Annotated in this window: 18 protein-coding genes; 10 read left to right on the top strand and 8 right to left on the bottom strand. The window is 44.3% G+C overall.

What is annotated here, in order from left to right; genetic code table 11:
- Positions 1–7 precede the first annotated feature (7 nt).
- From nirD to NSQ25_RS09365, 6 genes are all read left to right on the top strand, one after another.
- Positions 8–331 carry a nitrite reductase small subunit NirD gene (gene nirD / locus NSQ25_RS09390; protein ID WP_024422642.1) on the top strand — a complete coding sequence of 108 codons (324 nt, stop codon included), beginning with the start codon at positions 8–10 and terminating at the stop codon, positions 329–331.
- A gap of 66 nt (positions 332–397) precedes the next feature.
- On the top strand, positions 398–1099 hold the full coding sequence (locus tag NSQ25_RS09385) for a DUF421 domain-containing protein (RefSeq protein WP_326136300.1): 702 nt from the start codon (positions 398–400) through the stop codon (positions 1097–1099).
- Positions 1100–1187: 88 nt separating this feature from the next.
- Positions 1188–2162 carry a pectinesterase family protein gene (locus tag NSQ25_RS09380; protein WP_326136301.1) on the top strand — a complete coding sequence of 325 codons (975 nt, stop codon included), beginning with the start codon at positions 1188–1190 and terminating at the stop codon, positions 2160–2162.
- A gap of 126 nt (positions 2163–2288) precedes the next feature.
- Complete coding sequence (gene dacB, locus NSQ25_RS09375; protein ID WP_081124486.1) at positions 2289–3773, top strand: D-alanyl-D-alanine carboxypeptidase/D-alanyl-D-alanine-endopeptidase; 1485 nt, start codon at positions 2289–2291, stop codon at positions 3771–3773.
- 25 nt (positions 3774–3798) lie between these two features.
- Complete coding sequence (locus NSQ25_RS09370; protein WP_029708164.1) at positions 3799–5166, top strand: MATE family efflux transporter; 1368 nt, start codon at positions 3799–3801, stop codon at positions 5164–5166.
- A 64-nt stretch (positions 5167–5230) separates the two neighbouring features.
- Positions 5231–5791, top strand: coding sequence for a CatB-related O-acetyltransferase (locus tag NSQ25_RS09365; RefSeq protein ID WP_326136302.1), 561 nt, complete (start codon positions 5231–5233; stop codon positions 5789–5791).
- 21 nt (positions 5792–5812) lie between these two features.
- Here the strand turns inward: NSQ25_RS09365 and NSQ25_RS09360 are convergent, their stop codons facing one another.
- Positions 5813–10138 (bottom strand): hypothetical protein, encoded by a 4326-nt coding sequence (locus NSQ25_RS09360; RefSeq protein WP_342497909.1) that lies wholly within the window; start codon positions 10136–10138, stop codon positions 5813–5815.
- Between the two features lie 173 nt (positions 10139–10311).
- Here NSQ25_RS09360 and NSQ25_RS09355 point away from each other — a divergent pair, with 173 nt between their 5' ends.
- On the top strand, positions 10312–11331 hold the full coding sequence (locus NSQ25_RS09355) for an LLM class flavin-dependent oxidoreductase (protein ID WP_252049474.1): 1020 nt from the start codon (positions 10312–10314) through the stop codon (positions 11329–11331).
- A gap of 38 nt (positions 11332–11369) precedes the next feature.
- On the opposite strand, the gene NSQ25_RS09350 is transcribed toward NSQ25_RS09355, so the two are convergent.
- Entirely contained in the window at positions 11370–11990 is a 621-nt protein-coding gene (locus NSQ25_RS09350; protein WP_024425703.1) for a GPR1/FUN34/YaaH family transporter, read from the bottom strand.
- A gap of 142 nt (positions 11991–12132) precedes the next feature.
- Here NSQ25_RS09350 and NSQ25_RS09345 point away from each other — a divergent pair, with 142 nt between their 5' ends.
- A complete protein-coding gene (locus tag NSQ25_RS09345; RefSeq protein ID WP_046311372.1) occupies positions 12133–12954 on the top strand; it encodes a uroporphyrinogen-III synthase in 822 nt (273 codons plus the stop codon).
- 38 nt (positions 12955–12992) lie between these two features.
- On the opposite strand, the gene NSQ25_RS09340 is transcribed toward NSQ25_RS09345, so the two are convergent.
- Positions 12993–13595: a DedA family protein gene (locus NSQ25_RS09340; protein WP_034284052.1), complete on the bottom strand. Its 603-nt coding sequence runs from the start codon at positions 13593–13595 to the stop codon at positions 12993–12995.
- A 323-nt stretch (positions 13596–13918) separates the two neighbouring features.
- On the opposite strand from NSQ25_RS09340, the gene NSQ25_RS09335 reads away from it, so the two are divergent.
- Together NSQ25_RS09335 and NSQ25_RS09330 are read left to right on the top strand one after the other, a co-directional pair.
- Complete coding sequence (locus tag NSQ25_RS09335; RefSeq protein ID WP_034284049.1) at positions 13919–14149, top strand: excisionase family DNA-binding protein; 231 nt, start codon at positions 13919–13921, stop codon at positions 14147–14149.
- Between the two features lie 124 nt (positions 14150–14273).
- Positions 14274–15128 (top strand): hypothetical protein, encoded by an 855-nt coding sequence (locus NSQ25_RS09330; protein ID WP_326136305.1) that lies wholly within the window; start codon positions 14274–14276, stop codon positions 15126–15128.
- Between the two features lie 78 nt (positions 15129–15206).
- Here NSQ25_RS09330 and NSQ25_RS09325 read toward each other — a convergent pair whose 3' ends face one another.
- The 5 genes from NSQ25_RS09325 to glcD all read right to left on the bottom strand — a co-directional run bounded on the left by NSQ25_RS09325 (position 15207) and on the right by glcD (position 21720).
- Positions 15207–16307: a Ger(x)C family spore germination protein gene (locus NSQ25_RS09325; protein ID WP_326136307.1), complete on the bottom strand. Its 1101-nt coding sequence runs from the start codon at positions 16305–16307 to the stop codon at positions 15207–15209.
- Positions 16304–17404 (bottom strand): GerAB/ArcD/ProY family transporter, encoded by a 1101-nt coding sequence (locus NSQ25_RS09320; protein WP_326136308.1) that lies wholly within the window; start codon positions 17402–17404, stop codon positions 16304–16306. The genes NSQ25_RS09325 and NSQ25_RS09320 overlap by 4 nt, the downstream gene beginning before the upstream one ends.
- Before the next feature lie 12 nt (positions 17405–17416).
- Entirely contained in the window at positions 17417–18901 is a 1485-nt protein-coding gene (locus NSQ25_RS09315; protein ID WP_326136309.1) for a spore germination protein, read from the bottom strand.
- A gap of 72 nt (positions 18902–18973) precedes the next feature.
- Positions 18974–20314 carry a (Fe-S)-binding protein gene (locus NSQ25_RS09310; protein ID WP_326136310.1) on the bottom strand — a complete coding sequence of 447 codons (1341 nt, stop codon included), beginning with the start codon at positions 20312–20314 and terminating at the stop codon, positions 18974–18976.
- The gene (glcD, locus tag NSQ25_RS09305) at positions 20311–21720 is read right to left on the bottom strand and encodes a glycolate oxidase subunit GlcD (protein ID WP_070325916.1); all 1410 of its coding nucleotides are present in this window, start codon (positions 21718–21720) and stop codon (positions 20311–20313) included. Before glcD ends, NSQ25_RS09310 begins: the two co-directional genes overlap by 4 nt.
- Positions 21721–21741 lie beyond the last annotated feature (21 nt).

Here is a 21741-nt window from a genome sequence, read left to right as displayed (position 1 = left end):
AGATCATATGACAGTTTCAGTTGTTAAAGTTCACATTGGCACCCTATCAGATTTTCCGCTCCAGCTAGGTAAAACAGTTGAAGCCGGTACACTTGAATTAGCTGTTTTTCAAACTTCTAATAAGCAGTTCAAAGCCATTGAAAACCGCTGTCCTCATAAAGGCGGCGTTCTGGCTGAAGGCATGGTCAGCGGGAATCACGTTTTCTGCCCAATGCATGATTGGAAAATTGATCTTTCATCAGGAAACGTGCAAGCACCAGATCACGGATGCGTTAAAACATATGAAACATTCGTTGAAGGGGACAATGTCTTTATTTTATTGCCTTCATAAATGGTTTAGATCCTTCCTTTCATGTATATGCTGTATATAAATGCAGCAAGAAAGGAAGGAATTTTTGTGCCGTTCGTTAATATTTTGATTGAACTCTTAATCGGATTTTTCGCTTTATTTTTTATTACAAAATTATTAGGGAAAACACAATTTGCACAAATCACACCGTTTGATTTTATTTCTGCACTAATTTTAGGCGAAATGGTCGGAAACGCCATTTTTGACCCAGAAGTCAGGGTTCAGCACATTTTATTTGCTGTTGCGGTATGGGGCGTACTTATTTATACAGTTGAATGGCTTTCACAGCGCTTTAAATCCATTCGCGCTTTTTTAGAAGGAAGACCTACTCTTGTGATTGATAAGGGGAAGATTCACTACAATCGGTTGAAGAAGAATATGCTTGATATCAATCAGCTGCAGACACTGGTTCGCGCAAAAGGCCATTTTGCACTGAATGAAATTGAATATGCCGTTTTGGAAACGGACGGTTCTGTCAGTGTTCTTCCGAAAATGAAATACGCGCCAGCCACAGCAGAAGATGTGAACGTGAAGGGAAAAGAAGTGAAATTGCCTAGAACATTTATTATTGACGGCGAAATCTTAAAAGATGATTTACAAGAAGCCGGCTTTGATGAATCCTGGCTGAATAAGCAATTAAAAAAGCAGCATATTTCCTCTTATCGAGACGTTCTATTTTGTGAATGGATTGAAAATGAAGGGATTTATGCGATGCAATATGAAAAGTCTAAAAAAACATCCACAACATAAAAACGTGGGTGTTTTTTTGTGCGTGTATGGAATAGGATCAAAAAGAATGTTTGATGAAAACGTTCACAAAATGAGGAGGAGATATGTGATGAAATATAGAAACGTATGGATTGTTATGGTCTTGTCTTTCTTTCTTTTTGACTTCGCTTCACTTCAAGCAGCAGAAGCCGGGCATAACCGCGTCCTTGTCGTTGATCAAAAGGGAAGCGGGACATACCGCACCGTTCAGTCTGCCATTGATGCGATTCCAGCAAACAATCAACAACCGGCAACGATCTATATTAAAAATGGCGTATATAAAGAAAAAATTTTGCTTCCGCAAAATAAACCACACGTATCCTTTATTGGCGAAAACCAGCACAAGACGATCTTTACGTATGATGATACAAACGCAAGCACTGGGAGTACAACAAACAGCTCAAGCACAATGATTCGTGCAAACGATTTTTATGCAGAAAATATCACCTTTCAAAATACAGCTGGCAGACATGCTGGTCAGGCAGTTGCACTGTATGTGTCTGGCGACCGGGCTGTGTTCAAGCAAATACGCGTGTTAGGCTATCAAGATACACTTTATGCAACAGGCACAGGGCGGCAATATTATGAAAACTGCTATATTGAGGGCACGGTCGATTTTATTTTTGGATCAGCCACAGCTGTGTTTAAAAGAGCTGAAATAAAAAGCCTTGGAAATGGGTATATTACTGCAGCATCCACAACAGAAGCGCAAAGGTACGGCTATGTATTCATGGACTCTACGCTGAAAAAGGGGACGGCAGCTGCGCAATCGGTTTATTTAGGACGTCCGTGGAGACCTCATTCGGCTGTAACATTCCTTCATACAAAAATGGATGATCATGTGAAAGCAGAGGGATGGCATAACTGGGATAACCGTGACAATGAAAGAACGGCCAGATATAAAGAATTTGGATCGACAGGAGCGGGAAGCAGTCCAGCAAACCGCGTAAAATGGTCAACCATTTTAACTCAAAATGAAGCAAGTCAAATCACGGTTCAGGCTGTTCTTCGCGGAACCGATGGCTGGAATCCAGAAAAGAGGTAAGGGGCTTGTCAGTTTTCGTCAAAGAAAGCTGACTTTTCTGTTTAAAAAACCTTTGAGAACAAACGTTCTTTTGTGTATAATGAACATATTCTTCTAAAATTGGCTGCAACAAAAAGGAGGGATTGCGTGAAGCGTTTTTCACAGCTCATGTTTTTACAAATATGTATCCTGTCGATTTTATTTCTCCCTTTTTCAGCGAAAGATGAACAACTCAAAGCTCGTGACGATTCACTTCAATGGATGACAGCTTTAGACGAATTCATACGAACAGCACCTGATTTAGAGGGCGCGATCTCTGGCATCAGCGTCCGCGATACTTCTGACACCTCTCTTCTTTATGAACATCAAGCCGATATTCGTCTTACTCCTGCTTCTAATATGAAACTGCTCACATCAGCCATCGCACTTGATATACTTGGAGAAACACACACATTCCCTACAGACATCTGGATGGATGGTTCCATTCAAAAGAAAACGCTACATGGCAGCCTTTATCTTCGTGGCACCGGCGATCCGACTTTATTAGAGGAGGATTTTGCAGCACTTGCCAAACAAGTCAAAAAGGCCGGAATACATACCATTCGCGGGCAGCTTGCGGCAGATGACACTTGGTTTGATGACACGAGATACTCCATTGACCTGCCTTGGAGTGATGAGGATCAATATTACGGGGCACAAATTTCTGCTCTCACGGCTTCACCGAATCAAGATTATGATGCAGGGACCGTGATTCTCGAAGTAAAACCAGGAAAAAGAGCAGGACAGAAAGCCGCATATGATATGATCCCAAAGACGGATGTCGCTCAAGTCATCAATCAAGTGAAAACAGTTCCAGAAGGTGAAAAAAAGAAAATCTCTTTTAAGCGCTCTCACGGAACCAACAAGATTACGTTGACTGGGACTATTCCTGTTAAAGCGAGCTCATCTAAACAATGGGTAGCTTTATGGGATCCGTCCGTCTATGCTTTAGACTTAATGAAACGAGCGTTAAAGGCGGAAGGGATTCAAGTAAAGGGACCGCTGAAATCAAAACAAGTTCCTAAAAAAGCCAAAAAAATTGCCTCCCATACATCGATGCCATTATCAGAGCTGCTTGTTCCTATGATGAAATTAAGCAACAATACCCATGCAGAAATTTTGCTAAAGGAACTAGGGAAAAAAGTGAAGAACAAAGGGAGCTTTGAAGCTGGGCTGGACGTCATGAATGAACGGCTTCCTGCGTTTGGCATCGATCCTTCGCTTGCAGTGCTGCGTGACGGATCGGGCATATCACCTATTAACCTTGTCTCTGCTAACCAGTTCACTTTATTTTTGACAAACATTCAAAAGGAAAAATGGTTTAAAACCTATGAACATGCGCTCCCTTTAGCAGGGGCAAGTGAACGAATGGTAGGGGGAACGTTAAGGAACAGATTGAAGGAACCAGCTACACTAGAAAAAGTACGTGCAAAAACAGGGTCGTTAACAACGGTCAGCACACTTTCTGGATATATTGACACGCAGGGCGGGAAAACGCTCGCTTTTTCCATCTTATTAAATCACCTTGTTGATGACGAAAAAGGGAAAGAGATAGAAGACCGTATTGTCAGCATACTAGCTGAGAATCTTTAGATTTAGAGAGAGAAGGAGAACCATCATGACGTTAGATAATAATCAATCTTTAGTAAAAACCATGTCCATTTTTCTCATCCCGCTTTTGCTAAGTAATATTTTGCAATCGATCGGACAATTAGTGTCTATTGTTCTTGTCGGAAGATGGATTGGAGAGGATGCAGTAGCTGCCATTTCTGCATTCTTTCCGCTTTTCTTTTTACTCGTTTCTTTTTCCATTGGAATTGGATCGGGAAGCTCGATCCTTATTGGACAAGCGTATGGAGCAAAAAATGAACAGAAATTAAAAGAAATTATTGGCACAACGCTTTCATTCACTTTTTTGATCGGAGTATCTTTAGCGATCATTGGAGGTTTTTTCGCAACAGACATCTTAAACCTTATGGGAACACCCGCTAATATCGTGGAGGAAAGTGCGGGCTATGCTAGAATTCTATTCATCTCAATGCCGATCTTATTTCTTTATTTTGTTTATACGACCTTCTTGCGAGGGACAGGGGATTCGAAAACGCCATTTTATTTCTTAATGATTAGTACGGCAACGAATATTTTGATGCTGCCCATTTTATTATTTGGATGGCTGGGACTGCCAGCGTTCGGCTTATACGGCGCTGCGTATGCTTCTGTGATTTCAACAATTGTGACATTTATCATTCTACACATCTACTTATATAAGACAAAGCACCCGCTTCGCATTGATGCATCGGTGAGAAAGCATTTATTGATGAAAGGAGATCTATTAAAAACGTTATTAAAGCTCAGTATCCCATCAAGCATTAATATGATCCTCATTTCTTTATCAGAAATTGCCGTTATTTCTTTCGTCAACGATTATGGATCACAGGCAACAGCTGCCTATGGAGTTGTCAATCAAGTCGTGAGTTATGTGCAGATGCCGGCAGTGAGCCTTGGCATTGCGGTCTCGATCTTTGCAGCTCAATTCATTGGCGCAGGAAATATGAATCGACTGAAAGATGTCATTAAAATTGGGTTAGGGCTTAACTTCGCCATAGGCGGATGCATCATCATTTTCGTTTATATTTTTGCGCCTCAGATTTTATCGATCTTTTTAACAGATCCTGGGACGATAGACATCGCCTATAGTTTGGTCGTCATTACACTATGGAGCTATCTCATTTTTGGAACGGCCCAAATTGTTGCAGCCACAATGAGAGCAAGCGGGACGGTTCTTTGGCCGACGATCTTTAGTATTTGTTCCATTTGGCTTGTAGAAGTACCAGTCGCTTATGTGCTATCACACTATACATCCCTTGGCATTAAAGGAATATGGATTGGCTACCCTGCAGCTTTCTTTGTAAACTTACTCCTCCAATACAGCTACTATCAGCTCGTATGGAAGAAAAAACAAATTGTAGCGCTTGTTCAATCATAATGTAAAGGTGTAAGACAGCATATACATACGAAGATCTCTCACTTTTAAGGAGGCCGAATCTTCTATGTTTTTGAATCAAAGAAATGAACTGAGCTCGCACAATATCGGTGACTTTTCTTATGCCGGACCAGATTTCCAAGTGCTGACGTGGGGGGAAGGAACGACATTACATATTGGAAAGTTTTGTTCTATCGCAAACGAAGTGAAAATTTTTCTAGGCGGGGAACACCGTACTGATTGGGTCACAACGTATCCGTTTAATCAAATTTTTAAAGAAGCTGCCCATATTAAAGGACATCCCAAATCGAAGGGAGATGTTCATATTGGACATGACGTATGGATTGGATATGGTGCGACGATTATGTCAGGAGTATGTATAGGAAACGGGGCCGTGATCGGGGCAAATAGTGTGATCACAAAAGATGTGCCGCCATATGCAATTGCCGCAGGAAATCCCCAGCAGCTCATGAAATATCGATTTTCATCCGAAATAATCGAAAAACTGCAGTTATTAGAATGGTGGAATTTAGAGTTTTCAATCATCCAATCTATTTTTCATCTTTTGCAATCGTATGATATTGAACAGTGTATAAATGTAATAGAAGACAGAAAAAAGAAAGGCTGAAAAAGCCTTTCTTTTTTTAGTTTAGCTAAGACGTATGATGGTCAAGGCTGCTCCAGCAGCACCACCTCCGCCAACTAAAATAGCTGTGACAACCGCCCCAAAAAACTGCAGTGAGATGGTATTACCAGCTGTTAAATTAACAATAACAGTGTTGTTGATTAATGAAGTTGAGATAACAGGTGATTGAACAGAACCAGAAATAGTAGTTGTTCCATTTAAAAGCAAACGTGTATTAATCAAAAGAGCTGTAGTGGTGTTGATTTGATACGTAATATAATATTTACCAGTTTGCAGAACGGTAAAAACAGTACTTGTGCCGTTTGCTGTAAAACCAGTAATGTTTTGAAAGTTTGGCAAAGGAATATTCGTTCCTCCTGCTACAGTAACGATGGTAGGGCCAGAACTATTAGCAGCATAAAGTGCTGTATCTGTAAAACCACCTGTTCCAGTAGCCCCAGTGACACCTGTCACGCCAGTAGGACCTGTTGGTCCAGTAATACCAGTGACACCAGTAGGACCGGTAGCTCCGGTTGAACCGGTGATACCGGTGGCACCAGTAGAACCAGTAGCTCCAGTAATACCGGTGGCACCAGTAGAACCAGTAGCTCCAGTAATCCCCGTGGCCCCGGTAGCTCCGGTAGCTCCAGTGATACCAGTAGGACCGGTAGGACCAGTTGATCCAGTGATACCCGTGGCGCCAGTAGGTCCGGTAGCTCCAGTGATACCCGTCACACCAGTAGGACCTGTTGGTCCAGTGATACCGGTGGCCCCGGTAGGTCCAGTTGAACCGGTAATCCCCGTGGCCCCGGTAGGTCCGGTAGCTCCAGTGATACCGGTGGCCCCGGTAGGTCCAGTTGAACCGGTAATCCCCGTGGCCCCGGTAGGTCCGGTAGGACCAGTTGAACCAGTGATGCCCGTGGCACCAGTAGGACCGGTAGCTCCAGTGATCCCCGTCACACCAGTAGGACCTGTTGGTCCAGTAATACCAGTGACACCCGTAGGACCGGTAGATCCGGTAATACCGGTGGCACCAGTAGGACCAGTTGAACCAGTGATGCCCGTGGCACCAGTAGGACCGGTAGCTCCAGTGATCCCCGTCACACCAGTAGGACCTGTTGGTCCAGTAATACCAGTGACACCCGTAGGACCGGTAGATCCGGTAATACCGGTGGCACCAGTAGGTCCAGTTGATCCAGTGATGCCCGTGGCACCAGTAGGACCGGTAGCTCCAGTGATCCCCGTCACACCAGTAGGACCTGTTGGTCCAGTAATACCAGTGACACCCGTAGGACCGGTAGATCCGGTAATACCGGTGGCACCAGTAGGACCAGTTGATCCAGTGATGCCCGTCGCCCCTGTATCACCAGTAGCTCCAGTGATGCCCGTGGCACCCGTAGGACCAGTTGATCCAGTGATGCCCGTGGCGCCAGTAGGACCGGTAGAACCAGTGATGCCCGTGGCCCCGGTAGAGCCAGTTGATCCAGTAATCCCTGTCGCACCAGTAGGACCGGTAGATCCAGTGATCCCCGTAGCGCCGGTAGGTCCAGTAGCTCCAGTAATCCCCGTGGCACCAGTAGGACCGGTAGCTCCAGTGATCCCCGTAGCGCCGGTAGGTCCAGTAGCTCCAGTGATGCCCGTCGCCCCTGTATCACCAGTAGCTCCAGTGATGCCCGTGGCACCAGTAGGTCCAGTTGAACCAGTGATGCCCGTGGCACCAGTAGGTCCAGTTGAACCAGTGATGCCCGTGGCGCCAGTAGGTCCAGTAGCTCCAGTGATCCCCGTCACACCAGTAGGTCCAGTAGCTCCAGTGATGCCCGTGGCACCCGTAGGACCGGTAGCTCCAGTGATCCCCGTCACACCAGTAGGACCTGTTGGTCCAGTAATACCAGTGACACCCGTAGGACCGGTAGATCCGGTAATACCGGTGGCACCAGTAGGTCCAGTAGCTCCAGTGATGCCCGTGGCACCCGTAGGACCGGTAGCTCCAGTGATCCCCGTCACACCAGTAGGACCTGTTGGTCCAGTAATACCAGTGACACCCGTAGGACCGGTAGATCCGGTAATACCGGTGGCACCAGTAGGTCCAGTAGCTCCAGTGATGCCCGTGGCACCCGTAGGACCGGTAGCTCCAGTGATCCCCGTCACACCAGTAGGACCTGTTGGTCCAGTAATACCAGTGACACCCGTAGGACCGGTAGATCCGGTAATACCGGTGGCACCAGTAGGTCCAGTTGATCCAGTGATGCCCGTGGCACCAGTAGGACCGGTAGCTCCAGTGATCCCCGTCACACCAGTAGGACCTGTTGGTCCAGTAATACCAGTGACACCCGTAGGACCGGTAGATCCGGTAATACCGGTGGCACCAGTAGGTCCAGTAGCTCCAGTGATGCCCGTGGCACCCGTAGGACCGGTAGCTCCAGTGATCCCCGTCACACCAGTAGGACCTGTTGGTCCAGTAATACCAGTGACACCCGTAGGACCGGTAGATCCGGTAATACCGGTGGCACCAGTAGGTCCAGTTGATCCAGTGATGCCCGTGGCACCAGTAGGACCGGTAGCTCCAGTGATCCCCGTCACACCAGTAGGACCTGTTGGTCCAGTAATACCAGTGACACCCGTAGGACCGGTAGATCCGGTAATCCCCGTGGCGCCAGTAGGACCGGTAGATCCGGTAATACCGGTGGCACCAGTAGGTCCAGTTGATCCAGTGATCCCCGTGGCGCCAGTAGGCCCGGTAGAACCAGTGATGCCCGTGGCCCCGGTAGAGCCAGTTGATCCAGTAATCCCTGTTGGTCCAGTGATGCCCGTGGCTCCTGTATCACCAGTAGCTCCGGTAATCCCTGTCGCACCAGTAGGACCAGTAGCTCCAGTGATGCCCGTGGCACCCGTAGGACCGGTAGATCCAGTGATACCCGTCACACCAGTAGGACCTGTTGGTCCAGTAATACCAGTGACACCCGTAGGACCGGTAGATCCGGTAATACCGGTGGCACCAGTAGGTCCAGTTGATCCAGTAATCCCCGTGGCGCCAGTAGGACCGGTAGCTCCAGTAATCCCCGTGGCACCAGTAGGACCGGTAGCTCCAGTGATCCCCGTCACACCAGTAGGACCAGTTGGTCCAGTGATGCCCGTGGCCCCTGTATCACCAGTAGCTCCGGTAATCCCTGTCGCACCAGTAGGACCGGTAGATCCAGTAATACCAGTGACACCAGTAGGACCGGTAGATCCGGTTGAACCGGTGATCCCCGTGGCCCCCGTAGGTCCAGTAGAACCAGTGATGCCCGTGGCGCCAGTAGGTCCAGTAGGTCCAGTAGCTCCAGTGATCCCCGTCACACCAGTAGGACCAGTTGGTCCAGTGATGCCCGTGGCCCCGGTAGGTCCGGTAGCTCCAGTGATCCCCGTAGCGCCGGTAGAGCCAGTTGATCCAGTAATACCAGTAACACCAGTAGGACCGGTAGATCCGGTTGAACCGGTGATCCCCGTGGCACCAGTAGGACCAGTAGCTCCAGTGATGCCCGTGGCACCCGTAGGACCGGTAGATCCGGTAATACCGGTGGCACCAGTAGGTCCAGTTGATCCAGTAATCCCTGTCGCACCAGTAGGACCGGTAGATCCAGTAATCCCCGTGGCCCCGGTAGATCCGGTAGCTCCAGTGATACCGGTGGCACCAGTAGGACCGGTAGATCCAGTAATACCCGTAGCGCCTGCAGGCCCAGTTTCACCTGGTGCTGCTAAAAGTGTGTAATCTGACGACGTATCTGGCGTACCTGAAGGTGGTGCAGAATCTACTATATACGTACCACCACCATAAGTGACCACTTGCCCTACTGAATATGTTGTTGCCATAACAGGATCATAGGCTTCAACACCACTTAATCCGATCCCAGTAGGCCCCGTAGGCCCAGTTTCTCCAGAAGCAGCCAAAAGGGTATAGTCGGGGGAGAGTCCAGGTATTCCTGATGGATCGTCAACATTGGCAATGTAAGTACTGCCATTAAACGTGACCACTTGCCCTGCATCATAATCTTGTGATTGTGAGGGATCAAAAGGAAGAGCGCCGGTTAACCCGCCAGCAGGTCCAGTAGGTCCGGTTGGTCCAGGGGGACCTGCTGGGCCTGCCGGGCCTCTTGGTCCAGCTCTTTGATTTGGTTTTGATTGTTTTATTCCTTTTGCAATCTGGCAAGGTTGATTCCCTTGAGATATCTTTTGTTTTGGATATTCTTGTTTAATGAATGGACAGTCTCTTTTTCGAGGACGGTCATGACGTGATCTTTTGTAATGAGGCTGTTCATGGTATTTACCGCAAAAGGGACATTTGTGTTCGAATTGATTGTACAAATTGCCCATCTCCTAGAATTGATATTTCATTCTATGTGCAAATTTTCAAATTGGAAGTAAAACCTAGGAAATCATCATTTCGAAAATCATCGAATCAAATCATTTAAATCTTTCATGAATTTGTGTTATGGTGTTGAAAGTATAAAATAGTATGATTTTTGACAGAAATGGGGACATCATTTATGAGTCAATCAGTTTTACAAGGCAAAGCCTATTCCGTTTTAAATTTATCCTCAGTGACAGAAGGAGGTACCATTAAAGAATCTTTTGATCGTAGTATGCATTTAGCAAAGAAGGCGGAGAAGTGGGGCTATCATAGATACTGGCTGGCAGAACACCATAACATGGAAGGGGTAGCGAGCTCTGCAACGTCTGTTTTAATTGGATATATTGCGGGAGGAACCGAAAAAATTCGAGTAGGATCTGGCGGGATTATGCTGCCAAACCACTCTTCACTTGTCATTGCCGAACAATTTGGCACACTTGAGACATTGTATCCAGGGAGAATTGATTTAGGTCTTGGCAGAGCACCAGGGACGGATCAGTTAACAGCAAGAGCGCTTAGACGTAATCTTCATAACGGAGAAGATTTCCCAGAGCAGCTTGAAGAACTTCGTCAATATTTCAAGCCGACCGGTCAGGTTAAAAAACATGTAAGAGCTGTTCCAGGAGAAGGTCTGGACATTCCGATTTGGCTCCTTGGTTCAAGTGGTTTTAGCGCCAGACTTGCAGGAGAACTTGGATTACCATTTGCCTTTGCAGCACATTTCTCACCTAAAAATACAATTCCTGCGTTAGAGTTGTACAGACAGTCATTTAGACCTTCTGATGTATTAAAAGAGCCTTATGCCATGGTCGGTGTGACGGTTTTTGCTGCAGATCAAACAGAACGGGCTGAATACTTGGCAACCTCTCATTATCAGCGGTTTTTAAGTCTCATTCGCAACACACCAGGAAAACTGAAGGCGCCTGTCGACAGCATGGACGGTCTTTGGAGTCCATATGAAAAGGCGATGGTGGATGAACAATTAAGCTCGACTATCATTGGGGATAAAGAAAAAGTAAAAATAGAATTAGAAGCCTTTATTGAAGCTACACAAGCAGATGAAGTGATGATTAATTCTGATATGTTCGATCATCAAGAAAGAATGCGTTCGTATGAAATCATCGGAGAGATCTTTCAAGAGGCACAAGAAAAATAAACATAAAAAAAGAACTGCACAGAGCAGTTCTTTTTTATTTAAGCTTTTGTAAAAATGCGAAATGGTTGTCCGATTGGCAGAACAATACGGCCAAAATGTGTATTAAGGACAACAGCTGCAGAACCATAAAATGAAAGCAGGGAAATAATCAATTCCGCAATACCAGCCATGGTATGAGTCACATCGTACATCACACCAAAAGTGCTAAGGGAAAGACCAATGAATAAGAAATCAATAAAGACGAAAATCAAAAATAATACTTTATGTGTTTCCATTGCACCAATCGTCATAAACAAGCTGAAAATCAAATAACCAATAAACGCAAAACCTAACTGTTTTGGATCTGCTGCTCCCGCAAGCGTTTTCCCAAAAACGCCGGCTTGAATGAGCCAAGTTGTTCCAACGCCCATCCAGAAAAGACCGAATGCGCCAAAAGCAGTGGCTCCAAAAATATTATGATGCTTTGAATCTTGTATGGACGCGATCAGCTGCGCGATTCCTCCAAGGAAGATAGCCCAAGGTAAAATAAGGGAAGTGCCATCTGTGATTCCTAGTTTTTGTGAGGACGCAACGAGCGTCACCATTGCTAAACCAAACAAACCAAGTGGTGTTGGGTCTGCAATTGATAATCGAATTGCTTGAACATTCTGTTTTTCCATAATGACCTCCTACAATTTGCACTTACAAAAGATACTCGAATTCGATAGAAACGTCAAGCTCTTTTTTAGTAGACACTTGCATCGTCTTCCAAATAAATCTATATTTAATACATATCAAATGTGATAGAAAAAGAGGGATAAAATGAGGAAGGGCTTATCTGGAAAAACGATTGCCATTTGTGGAACGAGAAAAACAGAAGAAATGCGTACACTTGTCGAAAAGCAAGGGGGACAAGCCGTTATTCGCTCTCTTCAAGGAACCGTATTTTTAGCCAAAGAGGAATTAAAGCCAGGCATAGAAACCTTTGTGAAACAAGGGGCCGACTGGGTGATCTTGACAACAGGCATCGGTACAGATACATTGATTGAGAGTGCAGAAGAGCTGCAGCTTGGTAAAGAATTTATGAACATTCTATCAAATGCCCATATTGCTTCAAGAGGGTACAAAACCTTTGCTGCTTTGAAAAAACGCGGAATTCAGCCTGAGCTCTCTGATGAAGACGGTACAGTTCGTGACTTGATTTCAAAGCTTGAAGACAAGGAATTTCAAGGCAAACGTGTGATGGTGCAGCTTCATGGTGAAAATGCACCAGCTCTCATTCAGTTTTTACATGAAAAAGGGGCAGATGTTTTGCCGCTTTTACCATATCAGCACACACCTCCTGAACCAGAGGCAGCTGAAACGCTGCTGAAAGAAATGAAAGATGGACAAGTACATGCCGTTTGTTTTACAACCGCTGTCCAAGTTCACGCCTTTTTCAAACTAGCTGCAGAATGGGGAAGAAAAGAAGAATTGCAAGCATTATTCGAGCAGCACGTGCTTGCAGTAGCAGTCGGGAAAGTCACTGCTGAAGCTTTAAAAGAAGAGGGAATAGACCGAATTCTTGCCCCGTCACTTGAGAGAATGGGTGCAATGATAATAGAGCTATCCCGATATATGGAAAAACAATCAGCACACTCATAAAAAAACGCCTTTCACCAGATCAGTGAAAGGCGTTTTGGTTAGATTGTCCGTTTTCGATTCGTCCGAATTTTTTTGAGTACAAAGTAGAGAACAATCAGGACAATGGCAATGACCATAATAGGGGTTGTATAAGCATGAGCAACACTTTGAATATGATCCCATTTTGTCCCAAGCTGCATGCCAAGATAGATAAATAAGATAGACCAAGGGATGGCAGCTAATCCTGTCAAGAAAACGAATTTCAAAAAAGGCATCTTGGCAATACCCGCTGGAATCGAGATGGCATGACGGACAACAGGGATAAAGCGGGCGGTAAAAACTACACCGGTTCCATACCGGTCAAACCAGCGCTCTGCAGTCGCGATATGATGTTCATGGATGAACAAATACTTTCCATACTTTGTTAAAAAAGGTCTTCCGCCGTACAGACCGATCCAGTAAATAAAACACTGGGCGAGCGTACCACCGATGACGCCGGCAATCACAGCTCCTACAAAACCAATTGTGCCTGTTGACACCATATATCCGCCATAGGCAAGTACAATTTCACTCGGAATGATTTCAATCATCAGCCCTAGTGCTACACCTACATAACCAAGGCTTGTCAGCCAGGTTAAAATTTCATTAAAAAAGGTTCCCATTCATTTCACTCTGCCTTTAAATACGATTTTTCTTCAAGCATCCTTATAAGAGCCTATGCTTGTTTTGCTTTTCTCATGAGTATGCTTTCTATATATGCCAGGATGGCTTGCGGCTCATACAGACACCACTGAACCTGCCTTTTTCATCAAGTCTATGTTAAAAAGCTCTCGTCTAGCAGATTTTTATCATACCATATTTGCCGGCATTTAGACGATCTACTTGCTATGTGAAAAATAGTCACCATAAAAGAATAGGCTGCATCCGTTTTTTCAGCAGAACATGATATAATTTGCTAGATGAAACGAACGGGTGGTGCACAAACATGTATTTAACAATTGCAGAAACAGCTGAATACTTGGAAGTATCAGAAGCGTATATTAAAAAATTAATCCAGCAAAAAAAGATCCGTTACGTATTTGACGGGGAATCTTATCTTATTTATCAAGGGCAGTTTCAAACGCATTTAAAGCAGCTCGAACAATATAAAGAGCTCGTCCAAGAGATCTTAAATGAACCGATTCCGGAAGACCCTGATGTAAAGGATGAAGATTAGAATATTGTCATTTTTTCAATTGATTCAACATGGATCAATGTAGAAAGAATAATCTTTATATTAACTTATGCTCAAATGGTTCCCGCTCTTTCTCGAATGACAATCATTAGCAGTAAAAGTGAAAATGGTGGGGACAACTACTTTATGTGAAGCCTGTCAAAAAAACGAAATGAATGTTGTAGAAGCGTCTGATGAACCGAAACAGCCTTATCACTTAGCCGTTCTCCATTCTCCTAACCAATTTTTACTGCACGATTATTTTTATGGAGAGGACGGACAGGCTTTCCAATCAGAGAAGGACGTCATCGTCACCAAAAGTGAGAAAGCAACAACATTACACGTCGTTAGGCATGATTTGGCGTCTTTAATAGACTTTTCAATTACTAGATGGTTTCTTGAGGATGATGTCATCGATGCGCTGAAACAGCACGACCGGCAAAAAATCTTGGATTCTGTTCATAGTAGGTTTTATGAAACGGAGCATGCCGAAGTGAAATCACGAATGTTAGAAATCGCAGCTGATGTTCTAGGTACAGTTGCCGCTGAATGGGTAAGGGAACTTTTGGATCAGGCGGACGAAGAATTCCTTTATCCGCTTTCGTGGGCAGCAGCCAGCTGTTTGCCAGAAGATGAGGGATTACACCATATATTGAAAAAAATGAAATCGATCAGTGAAAAAGAATTGCCGTTAGAGGCTTTTATTTGCCTGCACCGTTTCCGTTCTCACAAAATATTGGATTGGATGGAGTCAAATTGCACCCATTTTCACGATCAGTGGGGAAGGCTGGCAGCCGTCAGCTGTCCAACCTGGGAAAGAATGAAATCTTGGCTAAACAAAGGAAGGCCTTTCAGCTTAATTGCACTAGATACAATGGCAAACTGTGCAGGAAATAGACCGGCCCTAGTGGAACAATTTTCACCTAAAATCCTTAAAACTGATAAAAATGAAGTAGAGAAGATTTTACATGATGTTAATTAAAAAGATCAGGTTCCACGAGTGAAAATGAAAGTGTCCGATATCTTGGAGAACAAACAAGACATATTTGAATAAGCCTTTTTATTGGCTGACTCCCGTTTGAACAATTTTCATGCGGCATTTCACTTTTACATCCGCATCAGGATAAATGTCTTGCCATTTTTCTGGTGTCATTGCCTTGTCTTTTGATCTATATCTAAGGCCCAGTCCAATCGGGTCTATGTTTTGCTTTTTAAAGGACTGTACAAGATCTTCTCCTTGCTGAGTGATACGTTTTTCAACTTCTTTTTCGACTTGGTCCAATATATTCGGTTTATCGATTTTTTTGGACTTCATGAATTCTTTTAATTCGCCTTTTAGTTTGATATCAATCGTGATATGAGGCTTCTTTGTTAGGTTTTTCGTCGGTTTGATCTGGTAAGACACATGAGATTTGATATTTTCAATGACAACATGAGTCTTCGCTCGATCATGCAATTGAAACTCATAGATGCCATTTTTATGATTTTCAATCATCGCTTTAAATGTGAACGTGTCTTCTCCTGGAATATGACCCACCATTTTTTCTTGATCAAATAGAGCAACGCCTGAGACCTTGATGGCATTGCTTGTTCTTTCAATGTAAGGAAGATAAGCATCGACCCCTTTTGCCATCATCTGATTCATAAAAATATGCTGATTTGTGACTGGCTCATTGCCATTTCGCATATTTTGCGTTAACAAATCAGAGAGATATACACCTATATTTAAGTTCGTTTGATTCATTTTTGTGTATAATAATTCTTCGACTTCTCCGCCAACAATCGCAAACACTTGGCGTGAACCAATAATAGGATCACGATAAATGTAATTCATTAAATCGATCATGCCGACTTCTTTTGCTAACTTTTCACTGACTAAAATAACGAGCACCTGGCCCATAACCACCGGAAAAGGCGATTTTTCTGACACGAGAAATTGGATATTACTAATCGTGTTTGACTTTGCACTTAATATTTGATAGCTGCCTTGCTCTTCACTTTTAAAGACGGGAAAGACAAAAAAGCCCTTCATTTCGCCATCTTCCATTAAATCAAATCCTGCCGCCTGAGAGATATTTAATTCATCTAATAGCCGGGGCTGTGCACAGCTAGTTAACAAAAGACTAAACAACATAAGACCTATGAGTACATACTGTTTCATGTTCGTTTTTTCACCCACCTTTTTTTCAGCATCAGTCCAATGACCATACAGACAATCAATCCATAGATCAGAATGAATCCGCTATATTCCACCCATTGATTAAAGGTTTCAAAAGAAGTTGCACCGGCAAAAAACGAAAACATGATCAGAATGAGAATGCTGAGACTGATTAAATTGACGCGCTGGCTTGTATGAAATACTTGTTTCGCCATTCGGCTCGCAGCCCATAATGGAATCGCGATATTTGGAATAATAAGAAGCAGCCAAAGAGACACTTCAATAAATTCAAAGCGCTGAATGAAGGGAAGTTTCACAATGCTTGTTAACGTCAATGTTGGCCATTTTGTTAATTTAAGCTGAGCACTCGAATAATACGCAATGGATACGAGAAAGACAAGTAAATTTAAGCATGTCGTGAATAATGCTCCCATGTGGGCAAATTTTTGTGACGTTTGTGCTTTTTTAATAAAGGGATAATAGACAAGCAGCGTTCCAAAACCAAACATGGGTAAGGAGGCATCTTTGAGACCCATTACCAGCTGCGAGAATGTATGATCAAACATTGGAAACATAAAGCGAATGTGACTATATTTCATGACGTAAAAGCAAATAAACGTCATCCAATATGTGAGTATAATGCTAAAAAACGCCCATCCTGCAATGGTTCTAAAGCCGCCGGTATGAATGTAATACACTAGCACAAGCAGTACAGCAGCAAACAAAAAACCCGGAATTTCTTTAAACAGCCACACATGGATTACATCCATATAATGGACGAGGACAGTAAGCGACAAACATGAAAAGTATAAGATGTAGAGAATATTGAATAATTGCCCAATCCATTTACCAAATACGAATTTTGTAATATGAACAAATTCATCCGAAGGAGCCTTTTTAAACATCAAGTAAATCAGAAAGATCATCACATTGACACTGATGCCAGAAATTAGAATGGCGATCCATCCGTCATTATTCATGGAACGGACAAGGTTCGTTTGAAAGTTTAAAATGCCGACACCTACTTGATTGGCATTAATGAGAAAAAACACAAAAAAAGGGGATACTTGAAATTTCTCTTTGACAGAAGAAGAGCTCATGCCTTCACTTCCTTATTCATAAAAATCATTTTTCCCCTTCCGGCCTTGCTTAGGCTTTGGCTGGTGAATGGTTCTATTTTGTCCGCGTAAATTATCCGGCCTTTTATTCAAAAAGCGAAGCTGAGGGCGAATCAAACTGCTCTTTAAATCAGCTAGACGAGGTGGATAAATGGGTTCAAGGTATGGCTGCCCAATAGAGGTTAATTTCATTAAATGGGTGATCAGAAAAGCGCCCATCAGTGAAATTCCTAAGGCTCCCCAAACCTGTGCTGCAAATAGAAAAGGGAACCTCAAAAGCCGGATGGCATTTCCCATTTTATAGATCGGGGTGACAAAGGAAGCTAGAGCAGACAATGCCACAATGATCAGCAGGATATTACTTGTTAAGCCCGCTGCCACTGCCGCCTGTCCAATGACGATCCCGCCAACAATCCCGAGTGTTTGTCCTACCTTTGTCGGAAGCCTGGATCCAGCCTCTCTTAGTAATTCAATCGAAATCTCTAAAAATAGTGCCTCAATGATCGGAGGAAATGGCACAAGATAGCGCGAGGACACAATGGTTTCTAATAAATCCTTTGGGATCAGCTCATAATGAAAGGTTAAAACGGCTACATATAAAGGTGTCGCAAAAATAGAAAATATCACAGCAAATAAGCGCAACAGCCTAAAGCAAGAAGCCGCAATCCATGACATATTATAGTCTTCCATAGTGGAAAAATACTCAAGTAAAATAGTCGGGGCAAGCAAGACATGAGGCGAACCATCCACTAATATGGCAATTTTCCCTTCTGATAAACCTGAAGACACGCGGTCGGGTCTTTCTGTATTCAAAAACAACGGAAAGATCGTATTGGACACATCATAAAGCATTTGAGCAAGGTAATTCGCATCTAAAATCTGATCATAATTAACGTCCTCAATTCGCTGAAGAACCGTTTCGATGTTTTCCGGGTTGGCGATTTCTTCAATATATAACACGGCTACTTTTGTTTGAGACAGCGTACCAACCGTCTTTTCCTCAACTTTCAGGTTAGGCGTTGGCAGCCGCCGCCTGACTAAATTTAAATTGGTATCTAAAGACTCTACAAATGCTTCCTGTGCACTAATAATCCCAAATTCAATCTCAGGCGGACCTACTTGTCTGCCTTTCTTTTCTTCAATCGGCAAAAGAAGCGTTTTGCCCCAGTCTGTCTCAAGTCTAATGGCAATGTTGCCCCGGTGAAGGGCTTCTTCCACTTTTTGAAGATCGCTCGTGATGACAGCCTGCTCAATGGGAATTCGTTCTTTCAACTCTTCAAGAGTGGGTGTCAGATGCATTTGTTTGAGGGAGGGGAGAATTTGTTCATGTAGAAGATGTCCATTAATCAATGAACGAAAAAAGGAAATCCTATACAGAAAATCTCCATTTCGAGACAGCTCATTTGTAAAATCAGCAGAACGTGACAATGCTTCAAATACTGAATTCGGGTCCTTTTGTTGTTTGTTTTTCTTCAGCATTTGAACCAGCTCCTTCGGCGATTTGCCTCTATTATCTAACCAATTGTCTAAAGATATGCATGAAAAAAGCGTTCAGCTTGATGGGCTGGACGCTTTTTTTTCATATAGAACGGCTTCTAATAATAAATCAGCTAAATGAACCGCGCGCATGCTCGGCGATTGCCCTGAGCGTTTGATGCCTGCTGCCATTTGCAGCTGACAGCCTGGATTAGATGTAACGATGGCAGCCGCCTTTGTTTGGCTGGCTTCTGTCATTTTATGATCTAAAATTTGCATCGACATCTTTGGCTGCAAAATGTTGTAAATACCAGCTGAGCCACAGCACCGGCCCGCATCCTTCATTTCTTTAAATGATACACCCTGAATGGCCTTCATCAGCACCCTTGGCGCATGCTGTACACCCATTCCGTTCCGCAAATGACAGGAATCTTGGTAGGTGATGACTTGCTGTGGCAAAGTAAGCGGCATGCGGCGGTGAAATTCCAGCTCCACTAAAATGTCTGATATATCCGTGATTTTCTTTGAGAAGGCTTCACTTCGCTTTTGAAAATCCGGATCATCGCAAAGCAAATGATCGTAATCACTTAAAAAAGCGCCACAACCGCCCGCATTCATGACAATGGCATCCGCATCTATCTCTTCAAAAGCTTCAATATTCCGCTTTGCTAACTGTTTCGCTTGTTCTTTTTCACCGCTATGGCCATGGAGCGCTCCGCAGCAAGTCTGAATAGGAGGGACGATGACGTCACAGCCTGCCAGCTGCAAAAGCTGGCTGGTCGCTTCGTTTGTGCTGGAAAAAACGGTGTCCATTAAACAGCCAGTAAAAAAGGCGACCCGTTTTCTCGCTGGGCCGGCGGCTTTGTATTCCGTCAAACGGCTTTTCTGTTGACGCGGCACCTTTGGAAGCGCCTGTTCCATCAGGCGTAAGTGCGGTGGAAGCACCTTCAGCATGCCAGTTTTGCGGGCAGCCGTTTGCAGACCAGATGTTTGATAAAATCGAAGAAGTCCTGCTGCTTGCCTCATTCGGCTTTGTGAAGGAAAGAGACCTTTAAACACTACACGTCTTACAAGTTTGACAGGAATGGATTGTTTTTTGTGCTGCTGAATGATGTCTCTTGCATCTTCAAGTAACTGTCCATATTTAACGCCGGAAGGGCAGACCGGTTCACATGCACGGCAGCCAAGACAAAGATTCAGCGAATGCTCGACATCTTCATCTGGCTCAATGACGCCGTCTCTCACCGCCTTCATTAAAGCAATTCGGCCGCGGGGAGAGTGTGTTTCTTGCTGACCAGATTCAATATAAGTCGGGCAGGAAGGAAGGCAGAAGCCGCAGCGCATGCAATTGAGCAGCTCTTTTTCGTCCATTTGCTGCTGAAATGCTTGCTGAATCTCTGTTTGTTTAGAACTCATGAGACCACCACCCGCTTTCTTGCGGCTTTTCCAAACACTTTATCAGGGTTCATGATATTTTCCGGGTCAAGCGCTTGTTTGATCGCTTTCATTGCCGCAATGCCTTCTTTTTTAACCTTTAGTTCTAAGTAAGGGGCTTTCATAAGACCCACGCCATGTTCACCCGTAATGGTGCCGCCAAGTGAGACTGCTTTTTCAAAAATGGCCTGAAAGGCTTCTTCCACCCGTTTCATTTCTTCTTCATTTCTTGCATCTGCTGCACAAGTAGGATGCAAATTGCCATCACCTGCATGACCAAATGTACAGATTTTCACATCGTACTCTCTCGCAATGTCTTCGATCGCCCGCACCATGCTGGCAATTTCAGACCGGGGAACTGTGGCATCTTCTAAAATGGTCGTCGGGCTTAAGCGGGCGAGAGCTGATAAAGCAGATCGTCTCGCTGTTAAAAGGGCATTGGCCTCTTCTTCAGAATGTGCGATATTCACTTCTTTTGCACCATGCTGCTGGCACACTTTTGCGATGCGCTGCATATCACGGGCAACCGCCTCAGGATGGCCGTCTTGTTCGATTAACAGCACCGCTTGAACGTCAGTCGGCAAACCGATTTTTGCAAAGTCTTCAACGACTTCCAAAGTCGGCTGATCCATAAATTCTAATGTGGCGGGGATGATACGCTCTGCAATAATCGCAGACACTGAAGCGGCGGCTTCCTCTAAACTTTCATATAAGCAAAGCATCGTTTGTTTTGTTTCTGGAAGCGGCAAAAGCTTCAGCGTGGCTTCAGTGACAATCCCGAGCGTTCCTTCTGAACCTACGAACAAACGGGTCATATCATACCCGGCCACGTCCTTTGCAAGCTTGCCGCCTGTTTTGATGATGTCACCGTTTGGCAGAACGACTTCAAGTCCAAGTACATAATCTCTCGTCACTCCATACTTTAATCCCCGGAGACCACCTGAATTTTCATTAATATTTCCGCCTAATGTAGAGATTTTCATAGAGCTTGGATCAGGTGGATAGAAGAGGCCTTTCGCCTCTACTTGGCGAATAAGTTCCTGTGTGATCAAACCAGGCTGCACCGTTGCTGTCAGGTTTTCTTCATCTATTTCTATTAATTGGTTCATTCTTGTAAACAGCATCACAAGTCCGCCTTGAGTGGGACATGTGCCTGCACAAAGGTTCGTTCCTGATCCTCTTGGCACGATCGGTATGTTATATGAGGCACAGAGCCGGACAATTTGCTGGATTTCCTCAGCCGTATGCGGGCTTACGATGACATCTGGCATATGCTGAAAATTTGGTGTTGCATCATAAGAGTAGGCAAGCCGATCGGCTTTACTGTCCTGCATGTAAGACGCACCGACAATCTTTTTTAATTGATTTAAAAATTCAGAATGTAACATACGCATTCAACTCCTATTGAT

Origin of the sequence: Bacillus sp. FSL R5-0512 (assembly GCF_038593295.1) — a bacterium.
GTDB classification, from domain to species: Bacteria; Bacillota; Bacilli; order Bacillales; family Bacillaceae; genus Bacillus; species Bacillus safensis.
Note: the sequence above shows the minus strand (reverse complement) of the source record. Positions and strands in the feature narration are given on the sequence as shown.

Excerpts from the sequence above, each read along its gene's own strand:
- NSQ25_RS09310 (WP_326136310.1), bottom strand. The coding sequence starts at position 20,314 with ATGAGTTCTAAACAAACAGAGATTCAGCAAGCATTTCAGCAGCAAATG.
- NSQ25_RS09335 (WP_034284049.1), top strand. The coding sequence starts at position 13,919 with ATGTATTTAACAATTGCAGAAACAGCTGAATACTTGGAAGTATCAGAA.
- NSQ25_RS09370 (WP_029708164.1), top strand. The coding sequence starts at position 3,799 with ATGACGTTAGATAATAATCAATCTTTAGTAAAAACCATGTCCATTTTT.
- NSQ25_RS09325 (WP_326136307.1), bottom strand. The coding sequence starts at position 16,307 with ATGAAACAGTATGTACTCATAGGTCTTATGTTGTTTAGTCTTTTGTTA.
- NSQ25_RS09320 (WP_326136308.1), bottom strand. The coding sequence starts at position 17,404 with ATGAGCTCTTCTTCTGTCAAAGAGAAATTTCAAGTATCCCCTTTTTTT.
- NSQ25_RS09355 (WP_252049474.1), top strand. The coding sequence starts at position 10,312 with ATGAGTCAATCAGTTTTACAAGGCAAAGCCTATTCCGTTTTAAATTTA.
- NSQ25_RS09350 (WP_024425703.1), bottom strand. The coding sequence starts at position 11,990 with ATGGAAAAACAGAATGTTCAAGCAATTCGATTATCAATTGCAGACCCA.
- NSQ25_RS09360 (WP_342497909.1), bottom strand. The coding sequence starts at position 10,138 with ATGGGCAATTTGTACAATCAATTCGAACACAAATGTCCCTTTTGCGGT.
- nirD (WP_024422642.1), top strand. The coding sequence starts at position 8 with ATGACAGTTTCAGTTGTTAAAGTTCACATTGGCACCCTATCAGATTTT.
- NSQ25_RS09380 (WP_326136301.1), top strand. The coding sequence starts at position 1,188 with ATGAAATATAGAAACGTATGGATTGTTATGGTCTTGTCTTTCTTTCTT.
- NSQ25_RS09330 (WP_326136305.1), top strand. The coding sequence starts at position 14,274 with ATGGTGGGGACAACTACTTTATGTGAAGCCTGTCAAAAAAACGAAATG.
- NSQ25_RS09345 (WP_046311372.1), top strand. The coding sequence starts at position 12,133 with ATGAGGAAGGGCTTATCTGGAAAAACGATTGCCATTTGTGGAACGAGA.
- glcD (WP_070325916.1), bottom strand. The coding sequence starts at position 21,720 with ATGTTACATTCTGAATTTTTAAATCAATTAAAAAAGATTGTCGGTGCG.
- NSQ25_RS09315 (WP_326136309.1), bottom strand. The coding sequence starts at position 18,901 with ATGCTGAAGAAAAACAAACAACAAAAGGACCCGAATTCAGTATTTGAA.
- NSQ25_RS09340 (WP_034284052.1), bottom strand. The coding sequence starts at position 13,595 with ATGGGAACCTTTTTTAATGAAATTTTAACCTGGCTGACAAGCCTTGGT.
- NSQ25_RS09365 (WP_326136302.1), top strand. The coding sequence starts at position 5,231 with ATGTTTTTGAATCAAAGAAATGAACTGAGCTCGCACAATATCGGTGAC.